The following is a 14,175-nucleotide window of genomic DNA, read 5'->3' as shown; positions in this document are numbered from 1 at the left end:
TAGCTTTGACGCCACCTTCAGCCCCCTGAGGACGCTCAGCGGGCCCGACACGTCGGAGCAGTCTTGGCACGGAAGATCGGCAGCCGGTACACCACCCACCAGATCCTTGGTCGCGGCAGCGCCGGCACGGTATGGCTCGGCGACGGACCCGAAGGGGCCGTCGCCATCAAGCTGCTGCGCGAGGACCTCGCCGCCGACCAGGAGCTGGTCGGCCGCTTCGTCCAGGAGCGCGCGGCGCTGCTCGGCCTGGACCACCCGCACGTCGTCGGCGTGCGCGACCTCGTGGTCGACGGCAACGACCTCGCGCTCGTCATGGACCTCGTACGGGGCACGGACCTGCGCACCCGCCTGGAGCGGGAGCGCCGGCTCGCCCCCGAGGCCGCCGTCGCCATCGCCGCCGACGTCGCCGACGGCCTCGCCGCCGCCCACAAGGCGGGCATCGTGCACCGCGACGTCAAGCCCGAGAACGTCCTGCTGGACATGCAGGGCCCGCTCGGCCCCGGCGGCGCGCACCCCGCGCTGCTCACCGACTTCGGCATCGCCCGCCTCGTCGACACGCCGCGGCACACCCGGGCCACCAAGGTGATCGGCACCCCCGACTACCTCGCCCCCGAGATCATCGAGGGCCTGCCGCCGCGCGCGTCCGTCGACGTCTACGCGCTCGCCACGGTCCTGTACGAGCTGCTCGCCGGCTTCACGCCGTTCGGCGGCGGCCACCCCGGCGCGGTGCTGCGCCGCCACGTCACCGAGGCCGTGGCCCCGCTGCCCGGCATCCCGGACGAACTGTGGCAGCTGCTCCTGCAGTGCCTGGCCAAGGCGCCCGCCTCCCGGCTGCGCGCCCCCGAACTGGCCGCCCGGCTGCGCGAGATCCTGCCGGGCCTGGCGGGGCTGCCGCCGCTGGACATCGACGAGCCCGGCAGCGAACAGCCCGAGGAGCCCGAGGAGAGCGCCACCGGACCGTACGTCTCCACAGGCACCGGGACCGGCCAGGGCCCGTACGAGGAAGCGCTCTACCCGCCGGTCGCCCCGGGCGGCTCCCGGCGCGGCGCCGTGCCCCTGGTCCACGGCCCGGCCGCCACCGACGCGAACCGCGAGACCCACACGAGCATGCGCGTCCCGGGCCCGGACGAGCTGGCCGGCGGCGCCCACGGCACCGCCCGCGCCCCGCGCGCGGCGGGCGAGCGCCGCGCCGGCTCGGCCCGGCACCGCGAGGCGGTGCGCCGCCGCCGCATCAAGCTGGGCATCGCCGCCGCGGCCGTCGTGGTCGCGGCCGGGGCCGGCGGCTGGTTCGCCTCCCAGCACCAGGACGGCGACGACGCGAAGCCCGGCGTCCGGCAGACCGAGACGACGCAGCCGCGGCCGGCGCGCTGAGGGAAGGGCGGGGCCGGGCCGGGGCGAGAGGGTCGGGACACACATGCGGCGGCAGCCGTTAGGCTGGGTGCGTGGCAGTCGTCGATGTTTCCGAAGAGCTGAAGTCCCTCTCCTCGACCATGGGGTCGATCGAGGCCGTCCTGGACCTCGACAAGATGAGGGCCGATATCGCCGCGCTTGAGGACCAGGCCGCGGCGCCGTCCCTCTGGGACGACCCGGAGAGCGCGCAGAAGATCACCAGCCGGCTGTCCTACCTCCAGGGCCAGCTGCGCCGGGCCGAGGAGCTGCGCGGCCGGGTCGACGACGTCGAGGTGCTCTTCGAGCTGGCCGAGGCGGAGGGCGACGACGATGCCCGCGCCGAGGCCGAGGGCGAGCTGGCCGCCGTCCGCAAGGCGGTGGACGAGCTGGAGGTCCGCACGCTCCTGTCGGGCGAGTACGACTCCCGCGAGGCCGTCGTCAACATCCGTGCCGAGGCCGGCGGCGTGGACGCGGCCGACTTCGCCGAGAAGCTCCAGCGCATGTACCTGCGCTGGGCCGAGCGGCACGGCTACAAGACCGAGCTGTACGAGACCTCCTACGCGGAAGAGGCCGGCATCAAGTCGACCACCTTCGCGGTCCAGGTGCCGTACGCGTACGGCACGCTCTCCGTCGAGCAGGGCACCCACCGCCTCGTGCGCATCTCGCCCTTCGACAACCAGGGCCGCCGCCAGACGTCCTTCGCGGGCGTCGAGGTGCTGCCGGTGGTCGAGCAGACCGACCACATCGAGATCGACGAGTCCGAGCTGCGTGTCGACGTGTACCGCTCCTCGGGCCCCGGCGGCCAGGGCGTCAACACGACCGACTCGGCGGTGCGCCTGACGCACATCCCGACCGGCATCGTCGTCTCCTGCCAGAACGAGCGTTCGCAGATCCAGAACAAGGCGACCGCGATGAACGTCCTCCAGGCGAAGCTGCTCGAACGCCGCCGCCAGGAGGAGCAGGCCAAGATGGACGCGCTCAAGGGCGACGGCGGCAATTCCTGGGGCAATCAGATGCGTTCGTACGTTCTGCACCCGTACCAGATGGTCAAGGACCTGCGTACCGAATTCGAGGTCGGCAATCCGCAGGGCGTGCTCGACGGCGACATCGACGGCTTCCTGGAAGCCGGTATTCGCTGGCGCAAGCAGCAGGAGCAGGGGCGGGAGAAGTAACACCGGCGCGGCCGCCGTACGACAGGGGCGAAACGGCCGGAAAGAAAGACAGTGAAAGCAACTGCCGCTTTTTGAGCGGCAGTTGCTTTTTTCTGCCGTTCGGTGATGTGGCGGTTTGGTCACAGTCATACGTTCACGCACCCCGCAATTGCCGTCAATTCGGTCATCGCGCCTTTATTTGACCTTGACGATGATGTGAGAACTGGGAAGGGTGGTACGCGGCATGCGTATGTCTGGGGCGTGCGTGTGAACGGGGATCTGAGTGGAACGGCCGCCAGGCGGTGCTGTGACTCGCGTACCCGCGTCGGCCGTGGCCCCGAACAGCGATGCTCCATTGACGAGTACAGCTACTGGGGGTAGCAGCACATGACGAAGAAGACGCGGCTGCGCGTGGCGCGCATTGCGGCGAGCGCGGTGATCGCGGCCGGTGCGTCGCTCACCGCCGCCGGCGCCGCTTCGGCGGTCGGCGCGGACGGTACGGCGGGCGCTTCGGGCGGGGGTGGCATCCTCGGAATCGGGCTCTTGAGCGGCGGCACCGGCGACTCCGGCGGCGAGTCCGGTGGCGACACGTCCGGCCCGACCGTCGGCGGCACCATCTCCGGCCCGACCGGTGGCACCGAGACCGGTGGCAGCGAGACCGGCGGCAACCAGACCGGTGGCAACCAGACCGGTGGCAGCGAGACCGGTGGCAACCAGACCGGTGGCAGCGAGACCGGTGGCAACCAGACCGGTGGCAGCGAGACCGGTGGCAACCAGACCGGTGGCAGCCAGACTGGTGGCAACCAGACCGGCGGTAGTCAGACCGGTGGCAGCCAGACGGGCGGCAGCGAGACCGGTGGCAGCCAGACTGGTGGCAGCCAGACCGGCGGTAACCAGACCGGTGGCAACCAGACCGGCGGTCAGTCGGGCGGCCAGACCGGCGGCGGCTCCGGCGGCTCCGGTGGCTCCGGCGGCTCCGACGACAGCACGGGTGGCGGCAGCACCGGCGGTAGCACCACCGGCGGCAGCGGCGACGGCACCGGCACCGGCACGGACAACGCCGGCAGCCAGCCGATCGAGCAGGGCGAGGGCAACGAGCAGATCGTCGACACGCCCGGCCAGCCGAAGCAGCAGGCCAAGGGCGGCGAGCTGGCGGAGACCGGCGCGTCCGGCACCACCTTCCTGCTCGTCGGCGCGGCGACGATGATCGCCGGTGGCATCGGCTTCCGCCTGATGCCGCGCCTGATCAACAAGAACGGCGGCGGCGCGGCCGCGGCCTGACACCAGGCCCCGCCCCGCACGCGGGGCGGCGCATGACGAAGGGCCCGGAGCGCGACCAGCGCTCCGGGCCCTTCCGTTCGTTCACGCGCCGGGGCGACGCTGCGTGTTCGCGCCGTCACCCGGCCGATGGTTCACGCGGCCTGGTGCACCAGTATCGCCAGTGCGACCAGCGCCACCAGCAGTGCCACCAGAGCGGCGGGCGTCAGCTGGCCGAACAGCCCGTTCTCCTGCATGCGTTCCCTGCTCGCGCGGCACACGGGGCAGCGGCCCTCGTTCACAGGGGCCGCGCAGTTGGCGCACACCAGCCGGTCGTACGTCATGCGACCTCCTTCTCAACCGCTGCAACGCGCAAGGGACCACGATGGTTCCCCCTACCACTTTGCCAGCTCGCCGTCGGAACGGCGCGCCCCGGTCGCCTTCCGGCCTTTTCCGCGGGCCTGCCCGCGCCCCTGGGCCGGAATGTGCTCGTTTTGTCCCCGTAGATGCCGTGAATAAACGCACCAACCCCGAACGGCGACTGCGCCTTCGCGCGAGACTCGCGTAGGGTCACGCTCACCGACGGGAGCCACAACAGGGGCATCCCGTGCCGCTACCCAGGTCGACCGTGGTGCATCAGTGATCCGATTCGACAACGTCTCCAAGACCTACCCGAAGCAGAACCGCCCCGCCCTCAGGGATGTCTCCCTGGAGATCGAGCGCGGCGAGTTCGTCTTCCTGGTGGGCTCCTCGGGCTCCGGCAAGTCCACCTTCCTGCGTCTGCTCCTGCGCGAGGAGCGCGCCAGCCATGGCGCCGTGCACGTACTGGGCAAGGATCTCGCGAAGCTGTCCAACTGGAAGGTGCCGCAGATGCGGCGCCAGGTGGGCACCGTCTTCCAGGATTTCCGGCTGCTCCCCAACAAGACCGTGGGGCAGAACGTCGCCTTCGCCCTCGAAGTCATCGGCAAGCCGCGCGGCCAGATCCGCAAGACGGTCCCCGAGGTCCTCGACCTCGTCGGCCTCGGCGGCAAGGACGACCGGATGCCGGGCGAGCTGTCCGGCGGTGAGCAGCAGCGCGTCGCCATCGCGCGAGCGTTCGTCAACCGCCCGATGCTGCTCATCGCGGACGAGCCCACCGGCAACCTCGACCCGCAGACCTCGGTCGGCATCATGAAGCTGCTGGACCGGATCAACCGGACCGGTACGACGGTGGTCATGGCCACCCACGACCAGCAGATCGTCGACCAGATGCGCAAGCGGGTCATGGAACTCGAAAAGGGCCGGCTCGTGCGCGACCAGTCGCGCGGCGTGTACGGCTACCAGCACTAAGCGTGTACGGCCCCCAGCACTGAAAGGACGCCATGCGCGCCCAGTTCGTCCTGTCGGAGATCGGCGTCGGTCTCCGCCGGAATCTCACGATGACCTTCGCGGTCATCGTCTCCGTAGCCCTCTCGCTCGGCCTGTTCGGCGCCTCGCTGCTGATGCGCGACCAGGTCAGCACGATGAAGGGCTATTGGTACGACAAGGTCAACGTCTCCATTTTCTTCTGCAACAAGAACGACGCCGAGACCGGCTCCCACTGCGCCAAGGGCGCGGCCACCCAGCAGCAGAAGAACGACATAAAGGCCGAGTTGGACCGGCTGCCGATCGTGCAGAACGTGCAGTACGAGTCCAGCGACCAGGCGTACAAGCACTACAAGGAGCAGTTCGGCGACACGCCCGTGGCGGGCCTGGTCACCCCCGACCAGCTGCCGGAGTCCTTCCGGGTCAAGCTCAAGGACCCGACGAAGTACGAAGTGATCAAATCGGCGTTCTCCGAGCGGCCGGGCGTGCAGGAGGTGCAGGACCAGCGGGACACCATCGAGCCGCTGTTCAACCTCCTCAACGGCATGAACATCGCCGCGTTGGTGGTGATGGCGCTGATGCTCGTGGTGGCGCTGATGCTGATCGTCAACACCGTGCGGGTGTCGGCGTTCAGCCGGCGCCGGGAAACCGGGATCATGCGGCTGGTGGGCGCCTCCAGCTTCTACATCCAGATGCCGTTCATCCTGGAGGCGGCCATCGCCGGTCTGCTGGGCGCCGTGTTCGCCTGTGTGCTGATCGTCGGCGGCAAGTACGTCCTGATCAACAACTGGCTGGCCACGAAGATCCTGGTCATCAAGTTCATTGGCTGGGATTCGGTCGTGGCGGTGCTGCCGCTGGTGCTGCTGATCGGCCTGTTGATGCCGGCGCTCGCCGCGTTCTTCGCGCTCCGCAAGTACCTCAAGGTGTGACGTATGCCAAGAGCGCCGTACGGTCAACTCCCCGTACGGCGCTTCTTTCTGGCCTACACTCACCGGCATGACGGGCCCGTGTTTGTTCGCCCGGCCCCGCCGCAGCCGCCGCGGGGCGGCGCTGACGTTGGTCTTCGTCAGTGTGCTGGCCACCGGTGCAGCGGCGGGTACCTGGGAGGAGAGCGGACACCAGACGGGACAACCGCGGATACCCGGGCGTACGGCCACCGCCGACGAGGTCGTCAGCCGCAGCGGGGACCGCTGGTCGACGGCCTTCTCGGCCCGCGAGTACGAGGACTTCCAGCGGGAACTGGGCGGCGAGTACGTCGGCGTCGGCCTGTGGCTGCGGCAGGCGGCGGGCGGCCGCGTCCTGGTCTCCCGGGTCCAGCCCGGCAGCCCCGCGGCGGCGGCCGGCCTCCGGGCCGGCGACGACCTGCGCGCGGTGGACGGCCGCCCCTCGCGCGGCAGCCCGGTCACCGAGGTCGTGGCACGGCTGCGCGGCGACGACGGCGCGCCCCCGGCAGCGGCGGACGGGCGGCCGGGCGCCGGCAGCACCGTCGCGCTGGAACTGCGGCGCGGCGCCCGGCAGTGGACCGAGACCTTGCGCCGGGCCCGCCTGCGGACGCAGAACGTCGTCACCGACCGCCCCGAGGGACCGGACGGGCCGACCCGCATCAAGGTCGGCGCCTTCACCGCCGGTACGGGTGAGGAGGTCCGCCGGGCGGTGCGCGCGGCCGACCCGCACGGCGGCGTCCTGCTGGACCTGCGCGGCAACTCCGGCGGCCTGGTGAGCGAGGCGGTCACCGCCGCCTCCGCCTTCCTGGACGGCGGCCTGGTCGCCACGTACGACAACCGCGGCCGCCAGCGCGCCCTGTACGCGAAGGGCCACGGCGACACGCGGATCCCGCTGGTGGTGCTCGTGGACGGCGGCACGATGAGCGCCGGTGAACTGCTGGCGGGGGCGCTCCAGGACCGCGCCCGCGCGGTCCTCGTCGGCACCCCGACCTTCGGCAAGGGCACCGTGCAGCTGCCCAGCGAGCTGCCGGACGGCTCGGTCGCCGAGCTGACCGTCGGCCGGTACCGCACCCCGTCGGGCCGCGAGGTGGACGACCGGGGCATCGCGCCCGACCTGGTCGCCGAGGACGACGCGCAGGCTCGTGCCCGCACGGTATTGAGTGGCCTCGGGGGCGGGGCGTAGTGCGAAAATGGCGGCACTATGGCTAAGGCGAACAAGAAGAACAACAAGAAGGACGACGGGACGGGCCGCAAGCTCATCGCGCAGCACAAGAAGGCGCGGCACGACTACCTCATCCTGGACACCTACGAATGCGGTCTGGTGCTGACCGGCACGGAGGTCAAGTCGCTGCGGCAGGGCCGCGCGTCGCTCGTGGACGGCTTCGTCCAGATCGACCGCGGCGAGGCGTGGCTGCACAACGTGCACATCCCGGAGTACGCCCAGGGCACGTGGACCAACCACAGCGCGCGCCGCAAGCGCAAGCTGCTGCTGCACCGCCTGGAGATCGACAAGCTGGAGTCCAAGTCGCAGGAGACCAGCCACACGATCGTGCCGCTGTCGCTGTACTTCAAGAACGGCCGGGCGAAGGTCGAGATCGCGCTGGCGAAGGGCAAGAAGGAGTACGACAAGCGGCAGACGCTGCGCGAGCAGCAGGACCGCCGCGAGGCGGACCGGGCGATCTCGGCGGCCAAGCGGCGCGAGCGGGCCTGACCGGGCAGGAATACGCTGGCATCGTCGCGCGTTGGTCACGTACGATGGGCTACGCACCGCACGCCGGTGCAGGCACCACCTTGAAAAAACAACATGGGGATGATCGGTTTCGACAGCGGATGTCGAAGCAGGGGAAGCGAGCCGAGGAAGCGGCAATGATCTCGTAAACCATATGTCGCAAAAAATAATCGCCAACACCAAGCGCGATTCCTTCGCCCTCGCTGCCTAAGTAGCGACCTGCGAAGTGTCAGCCCGGGGCTGTTCCCGACCCGGATCCTGGCATCAGCTAGGGAACTAAACTTCTAGGTCCGGTCACGGGTCCTAGGAGGAAATCGAACAGTGACTGAGCCCGTCGGAGACTTGTCCGCGAGATCTCCGGGGCCGAGAAAATCGCAGCGGACTGCGCTCGGAGAAGCCCTGTTTCCGCACCGTTGGACGCGGGTTCGATTCCCGCCATCTCCACTCGACGGAGAACCGGAGGCCCAGGCCACCGACCCCGTCAACCCCATGTGAGGCGAAGGCCCCGCTGCCCAGGCAGCGGGGCCTTCGTCGTGCCGCCGCTCAGGTCCGCCGCCGGGCGGCCCGTACGGCCCGCGCGGTGGCGGCGGCCGCCAGGGCCAGGGCGGCGGCGCAGGCCGGCACGGCATAGCCCGCCGCGGTGCCCTCCGGCAGGTGCTGCACCGCCCAGCCGCCCGTTGCCGAGCCCGCCGCGATGCCGGTCAGCAGGGCGGTGACGGCCAGTGTCATGCCCTCGTTCAGCCGCGCCGCCGGCACCCGGGACTGGATCAGGCCCATGCCGGTGACCATGGTCGGCGCCGTGGCCATCCCGGCGGACAGGAGGGCCGCCGCGAGGAGCACCCCGCCGCCCGCGCCCGCGGCGGCCAGGGGCAGCCACATCAGCACGGCCATGGCGGCGACGCACTTGAGGAAGCGGCGGCCCGCCGGCCCGGCCGGGCGCAGCACCCCGTACAGCAGCCCCGCCGCGCAGGACCCGGCCGCCTGGAGGGCGAGCAGCGCGCCCGCGGCGGTGCGCTGTCCGTGCGCGTCCGTGAAGCCGATCGTGACGACCTCCAGCGAGCCGAAGACCGCGCCGGTGGCGAGGAAGGTCAGCAGGAGGGGCAGCAGCGACGTCACCAGCCGTCCGGCGCCGTGGCGGGCGGACGCGGGCGCGACCGGCGGCTCCGTACGGCGCTGGGCGGCGAACAGCAGCACACCGGTCAACAGCAGGACCGCGCCGGTCAGCGTGCCCGCCTCCGGGAAGAGCCCGGTGCACAGGAAGGCCGCCAGTACCGGTCCGAGCATGAAGCACACCTCGTCGGCCGCCTGCTCGAAGGAGTTGGCGGTGTGCAGCGCGCGCGGGTCGTCCCGCAGGAGGTGGGCCCAGCGGGCACGTGCCATGCCGCCCGTGTTGGGCGTGGTCGCGGTGCAGGCGTACGCGGCGAACAGCGTCCAGGACGGCGCGCCGAGGTGGACGCACAGCGCCAGGGCCAGCGACCCGAGGACGGCGAGCGCCGTCGCGGGGACGGCGACCCTGGCCTGCCCGTACCGGTCGACCAGCCGCGCCGTCCACGGCCCGGCGACCGCCGTCGCCGCGAGCCCCGTCGCGGTGACCGCCCCGGCCAGCGCGTACGAGCCGCGCGACCCGGCGATCATCAGGATCGCGCTGACGCTGAACATGCCCATCGGCAGCCGCGCGAGGAGGTTGGCGGCGGTGAAGGCGCGGGCGCCGGGGACGGCGAAGATCCGGCCGTACGGGCCGAGCGCGCGCCGGAGCGGGGCGGGCGGGCGCCGGCGGCGGGTGCCCCGGGCGGTCGGGACGGACGGGGCGGACGGGGCGGTCACGGGCCGGGAGGCGAGGAAGAGGATCACGCAACAACGGTCGCGCCACGGCCCGTTACCCGTCCAACACCTGATCCGCGCCCATTCACGCACGCTCGTTGTCAATGGCTCGCCGCCCTGGTGGCACGATGTGCGCGTGCCCCGAGACCTCGACCCGCGCCTGCTCCGCGCCTTCCTCACGGTCGCCGACGAACTGCACTTCACCCGTGCCGCGGCCCGGCTGTACGTCGCCCAGCAAGCGCTGAGCCGCGACATCCGCCGCCTGGAGGGGGAGTTGGGCACCGGCCTGTTCGACCGTACGACGCGCCGGGTCGCCCTCACCGAGGACGGCGCCCGGCTCGTCCCGTACGCCCGCCGGGTGCTGGCCGCCCACGACGAGTTGACCGCCGCCTTCCGCACCCCCGACGACCGCCCCCTCCTGGTCGACGTCAGCGTGCCCGTCGGCACGGCGCACACCGTCCTGGAGGAGGCCCGCCGCCGGGCCCCCGCCTGCGAACTCGTCGCCCGCTTCCACAGCGGCCTGACCGGTGCCGCGGCCGAACTCGCCGCCGGGCGGCTGGACGTCTCCTTCGGCCGCTTCGCCGGACTGCCCCCGGCCGTCCGGGCACGGCTGGACCACCAGCCCGTACGGTTCGAGCCGATGGCCGTCCTGCTGGACGCCGCCCATCCGCTGGCGGCCCGCCCGGCCGTTCCCCTGGCCGCCCTCGGGGGCGAGACCCTCTACGCCGGGGCGGGCAACCCGCACACCGCCGAGTGGACCGACCTCGCCGCCCGCCTGTTCGCCGGGCGGGACATCCGGATGGCCGCGCCGTTCCCGGAGATCGAGGGCTCCGCCGAGTTCATGCGCGTGGTGCGCAAACAGGGCTGGTCGGTGCTGGCCAGCGTCGAGTTCATCGACGTGCCGGGGATGGCGCTGCGGCCGGTCACCGACCCCGTGCCGTTGTCGCCGGTGTCCCTGGTGTGGCGGCGCGGTCTGCGCCACGCGGGCCTGGACGCGTTGCGTACGGCCTGCCGGGAACTGGCGGCGGAGCGCGGCTGGCTGCGGCGGCCTGACGGCCCCGTGTGGCTGCCCGAGGAGGACGCGGCCGTGATGGCGCGGCCCGCCTGATGGCCGAACCTTTGCCCTATAAGCAACCTATAAGCGCTGGAATCCATCCCTACGGGCAACAGGATCAATGCCGGACTATTGGGGGTTCCGTGCGAAAGCGCCCGCTGATCGCGGCGGCCCTGGCCGCGCTCTTCGTGAGCGGCGGCCTGGTCGCGTGTGACGAACCGCGTGTCGACGCACTGCAGGCCAGCTGTGCGACCAAGGACCTGAAGTGGCAGGTCACGGTGCTGGAGAAGAAGAGCGGCAGCCTGCACAGGGACGGCAGGCTCTCCGCCGTCAACACCGGCGGCCACGAGTGCGTCTTCCGCGGCTACCCCGAATTCCGGGTGCACGTCGGCAAGGGACCCCAGGCGGACGGGGTGGGACACGGCCGGGGGCGCCCGGTGAGCCTGGCCAGCGGTGCGGGCGTGGTGGTCGACCTGCGCTACCGGGACGCCGAGAAGGGAGCGCCCTACCCGGCCGACTGCCTGGTCAGCAGCGGCCACGCCGTGGTGGCGGCGCCCCGCGACGCCGACCACGGCACGGCGGCGCCGGTGCGGGACGAGAAGGGCGAAGAGGTCGACATGGACGTCTGCGACGACGTCGTCCACATGGGGCCGCCGAGGGCCGCGGCCGGCTGAGCTGCCCGCGCGCCGCGGGCCCGGCGGCTCACCGGGGGACGCGCAGCAGCGGCTGGTAGAACCGGGTGTCGTCGGGCTCGCCGACGGGACGGCCGTCCACCGCGACCCACGCGTGCGCGCGAAACGGTTCCGTCCGCACGCCCGTGCACCACTGCGGCCACCGGCCGCGCGCCCGGCACAGCAGCGCGGTGGCCACGGAACGCTGCAGGCAGCCGTTGCCCGCGCAGCGCACGCTGACCGTGACGACGGCGTGCCGGGCGCGCAGGGCCTCGGGCTCGGTGGCGGGGCGGGCGCCGCGCCGTACGGTGTCCAGGACGCGGCACAGCGCCCGCGGGGAGAACGCCGTCAGGAGGCGGGCCGCGGCGACGCAGCCACGGGCGGCGCAGCGCTCGGCGAAGGAGAGCCGCGCGCGTTCGCCCAGGGCGACGGAGTAGCTCACGAGGTCACCAGCTTCGCCGACTTGAGCGACTCCAGCAGGGCCACGGCGTCGGCGGCCACCCGGTCGGCCGCCGAGGGGTGCCGGCTGCGCAGCTCGTCGGCGGCCGACGCGCAGGTGCCGCCCGCCAGGAGGTGTTCCAGGACGAACGCGCCGGTGGCGTTCATCTGCCAGTAGCGGCCCGTACGGGCGTTGAGCAGCACCATGCCTCCGGGGGTGCGCACGCTGCTGACGTGGGGGGCGAGGGTGAACGCCATCGGGTTCAGGCTCCTTCCGCTGCGGGAACGGTGGGACGGGCGGGGACGGGGGCCTGCGTCGGACGCAGGGCGCGCAGCCAGTACTCGGCCGCCAGGGTGGGGTCGAGGGGCTGCAGGACGTGGGAGTGGGGCTGGAGGGAGGTGAGGGCCGTGCGCAGCACCTCGGGCCTGATCAGGCCCAGGCCGGCCAGGCGTGAGTCGTCGCAGAGCGCGGTCAGCGCCCTGCGGTGGCGGCGCAGGCCCGCGTAGACCTCGGCGCTGTGCTCGCCCTTGGTGCCGCGGGCGCGGAGCGCGTCCGGCAGGATGCCGCGCATGGCGGCGCTGAGCAGCGGCTTGTACGCGCCGACCGCGGCCTGGTCCACGAGCCGGACGGTGAGCGCCGCCTCGATGACGTTGTCGTCGAGGAAGGGGGCCTCGAAGGCGACGCCCAGATGCGAGGTGAGCGCGTCGGCGCCGCGCACGATCTCCCCGCCGCGGGCGGCGGCCCGCAGGGTCTCGTGCTGGGAGCGCAACGGCGCGAAGGGCTCGGGCTCTTCGCCGGCCGCCTCGCGCACCAGGCGGCGGACGGTGGCCACGGCGTCGGGGTGCGCCCACGTCGGCATGGACGGCACGACCTCCCAGTCGGCGCCGTTCACGCCGAACCGGGCGCCGGGCACGATCCGGTCGGCGCAGGACTCCAGCCACTGGGGGTAGGTGGCGCCGCCGAACAGCGTGCGCAGGGTGTCCATCAGCGTCCAGCGGCCGAGCCGGCGGGCCGCGCAGGCGCGCCGGGCCGCGGTGCGGAAGTCGATGCGGGCGAGCGAGTTCAGCGCCGCGGGGCGGGGCGCGAACAGTTCGTCGCCGCCGACGCCGACCAGGTGGAGCCGGGAGCCGCGGGCGGCCACGATCCCGGCCTGGTGGGCGATCCGGGCGCACTCCCTGACGAGGACGAGCGGGCCCGCCGGGTCGCTGTGCGCGGGCGGCGGCGGGGTGTACCAGGTGGGCGCCTCCGCGTAGGGGAGCGCCAGGTGTTCGGCCGCCCGGAGCCGGGCCGCGCCGCGCTCGCTCCACACGTTGTCGTCGTTGGCCTCGTCGCGGCACACCCAGGCCGTGGTGATCAGCCGGGTGTCGTCGCGGGCGGCCAGGAAGCACAGGCTGGTGGAGTCCATGCCGCCGGACAGGTCGGCGCTGAGCGTGGGGCGGCGGGTGCGCACCCGGACCGCCTCGGTCAGGGCGTCCCGTACGGTCTCGGCGGCGTCCTCCAGCCAGCGGTCGGGCGGCGGGGGCCGCCACCAGCGCGTGGTGGCGTGCCGGCCGCCGGCGGTCAGCGTCAGGCAGTGGCCTGGCGGTACGGCGTGCACCGCGCGCCATGCGGGGCGCTGGGCGAGCGGGTACGGCGCGAACGGCGAGAGCAGCCGCAGGGCCAGGCTCTCCTCGTCCACGGAGCCGAGGCCGGGGGCGCCGGTGGGCAGGCCGACGGCGGCCGCCTCGCGGGCCAGCGCCGCGAGGTCCTGCGGGCGGTTGCCCGCGACGGTGACTCCGCCGATGCCCGCGTGGTGCACCTGCCGGATCGTCGACAGGCTGCCCTGGCAGCGGACCCGGGAGCCCATCGCGGCCAGCAGGAAGAAGCTGCCGGACAGCTCACGGACCCGGCTGTCCAGGTCCTCCAGGCCGCGCAGCCGGCGCAGCAGTCTGGCCAGGGTGGCGGGGTCGGCCGAGGTCGTGCCGAGCAACAGCAGCCGGTCGGGGCCCGCTTCGGCCGCGACGGCCTCGTCGTCGGCCCAGTGCCCCATGATCCAGGGGCGGCCCGAGGGGTGCCGCACCGTCCGCACGGTGGGGTCGCGCCGCAGGCACAGGCTCAGCGGGTCGGTCGCGGGATGGTCGGGCAGAACGACGAAATCCACGATGACTTACCACCCCTGGCGTGCGGTGCGGGCGTGCGGCGCATGGTCGGGTCGGGTGCGATGCGGGTCGGGTGCGATGCGGGTCGGTGCGGAACGGGTTCGGGTCGGGTGCGGTGGTGGGGGCGGGGGCGGGCCGGGGGGGGGGGGGGGCCGCCCGCCCCGGCCCCCCCCCCCGGGGGGGCGGCACCGCCCCCCCCCCCCCCCGGGGGGGGGGGCGCCGCCGCCGGCGCGCGGGG

Annotated in this window: 14 protein-coding genes and 1 other RNA gene; 10 read left to right on the top strand and 5 right to left on the bottom strand. The window is 73.0% G+C overall.

The features are described 5' to 3' along the window. Positions 1-63: 63 nt before the first annotated feature. The 3 genes from ACH4K4_RS34855 (at position 64) to ACH4K4_RS34845 (ending at position 3,821) form a co-directional block, all read left to right on the top strand. Entirely contained in the window at positions 64-1,371 is a 1,308-nt protein-coding gene (locus tag ACH4K4_RS34855) for a serine/threonine-protein kinase (protein ID WP_398173191.1), read from the top strand. A gap of 71 nt (positions 1,372-1,442) precedes the next feature. Beyond that, the gene (prfB, locus tag ACH4K4_RS34850) at positions 1,443-2,561 is read left to right on the top strand and encodes a peptide chain release factor 2 (RefSeq protein WP_398173189.1); all 1,119 of its coding nucleotides are present in this window, start codon (positions 1,443-1,445) and stop codon (positions 2,559-2,561) included. A 366-nt stretch (positions 2,562-2,927) separates the two neighbouring features. Continuing rightward, entirely contained in the window at positions 2,928-3,821 is an 894-nt protein-coding gene (locus ACH4K4_RS34845; RefSeq protein ID WP_398173187.1) for a hypothetical protein, read from the top strand. Between the two features lie 131 nt (positions 3,822-3,952). Here ACH4K4_RS34845 and ACH4K4_RS34840 read toward each other — a convergent pair whose 3' ends face one another. After that, entirely contained in the window at positions 3,953-4,141 is a 189-nt protein-coding gene (locus ACH4K4_RS34840; RefSeq protein ID WP_398173185.1) for a hypothetical protein, read from the bottom strand. Between the two features lie 295 nt (positions 4,142-4,436). On the opposite strand from ACH4K4_RS34840, the gene ftsE reads away from it, so the two are divergent. The 5 genes from ftsE (at position 4,437) to ssrA (ending at position 8,261) form a co-directional block, all read left to right on the top strand. Then, positions 4,437-5,126 (top strand): cell division ATP-binding protein FtsE, encoded by a 690-nt coding sequence (ftsE, locus tag ACH4K4_RS34835; RefSeq protein ID WP_360136294.1) that lies wholly within the window; start codon positions 4,437-4,439, stop codon positions 5,124-5,126. A 32-nt stretch (positions 5,127-5,158) separates the two neighbouring features. Then, positions 5,159-6,070 (top strand): permease-like cell division protein FtsX, encoded by a 912-nt coding sequence (gene ftsX, locus ACH4K4_RS34830; RefSeq protein ID WP_360136292.1) that lies wholly within the window; start codon positions 5,159-5,161, stop codon positions 6,068-6,070. A 67-nt stretch (positions 6,071-6,137) separates the two neighbouring features. Next, complete coding sequence (locus tag ACH4K4_RS34825; protein ID WP_398173183.1) at positions 6,138-7,268, top strand: S41 family peptidase; 1,131 nt, start codon at positions 6,138-6,140, stop codon at positions 7,266-7,268. Positions 7,269-7,286: 18 nt separating this feature from the next. Continuing rightward, entirely contained in the window at positions 7,287-7,796 is a 510-nt protein-coding gene (gene smpB, locus ACH4K4_RS34820; RefSeq protein WP_125046675.1) for an SsrA-binding protein SmpB, read from the top strand. Between the two features lie 95 nt (positions 7,797-7,891). After that, positions 7,892-8,261, top strand: a transfer-messenger RNA (tmRNA) gene (ssrA, locus tag ACH4K4_RS34815). Between the two features lie 96 nt (positions 8,262-8,357). Here the strand turns inward: ssrA and ACH4K4_RS34810 are convergent. Beyond that, positions 8,358-9,665: an MFS transporter gene (locus ACH4K4_RS34810; RefSeq protein WP_398173181.1), complete on the bottom strand. Its 1,308-nt coding sequence runs from the start codon at positions 9,663-9,665 to the stop codon at positions 8,358-8,360. Positions 9,666-9,771: 106 nt separating this feature from the next. Between ACH4K4_RS34810 and ACH4K4_RS34805 the strand changes: the two genes are divergently transcribed. Together ACH4K4_RS34805 and ACH4K4_RS34800 are read left to right on the top strand one after the other, a co-directional pair. Continuing rightward, on the top strand, positions 9,772-10,743 hold the full coding sequence (locus tag ACH4K4_RS34805; protein ID WP_398173179.1) for a LysR family transcriptional regulator: 972 nt from the start codon (positions 9,772-9,774) through the stop codon (positions 10,741-10,743). Between the two features lie 89 nt (positions 10,744-10,832). Beyond that, positions 10,833-11,363, top strand: a complete 531-nt coding sequence (locus tag ACH4K4_RS34800) for a DUF4232 domain-containing protein (RefSeq protein WP_398173177.1) — start codon at positions 10,833-10,835, stop codon at positions 11,361-11,363. Between the two features lie 28 nt (positions 11,364-11,391). On the opposite strand, the gene ACH4K4_RS34795 is transcribed toward ACH4K4_RS34800, so the two are convergent. From ACH4K4_RS34795 to ACH4K4_RS34785, 3 genes are read right to left on the bottom strand one after another with little or no spacing between them, the layout of a single operon-like run. Beyond that, positions 11,392-11,802 (bottom strand): lasso peptide biosynthesis B2 protein, encoded by a 411-nt coding sequence (locus tag ACH4K4_RS34795; protein ID WP_398173175.1) that lies wholly within the window; start codon positions 11,800-11,802, stop codon positions 11,392-11,394. Beyond that, complete coding sequence (locus ACH4K4_RS34790; protein ID WP_398173173.1) at positions 11,799-12,056, bottom strand: lasso peptide biosynthesis PqqD family chaperone; 258 nt, start codon at positions 12,054-12,056, stop codon at positions 11,799-11,801. Before ACH4K4_RS34790 ends, ACH4K4_RS34795 begins: the two co-directional genes overlap by 4 nt. 5 nt (positions 12,057-12,061) lie before the next feature. Next, positions 12,062-13,939, bottom strand: coding sequence for an asparagine synthase-related protein (locus ACH4K4_RS34785; RefSeq protein WP_398173171.1), 1,878 nt, complete (start codon positions 13,937-13,939; stop codon positions 12,062-12,064). Between the last annotated feature and the right edge of the window lie 236 nt (positions 13,940-14,175).

This window comes from Streptomyces sp. NPDC017529 (assembly GCF_044329785.1).
In the GTDB taxonomy this organism is placed as follows: domain Bacteria; phylum Actinomycetota; class Actinomycetes; order Streptomycetales; family Streptomycetaceae; genus Streptomyces.
This window is presented reverse-complemented; position numbering and strand designations above follow the sequence as displayed.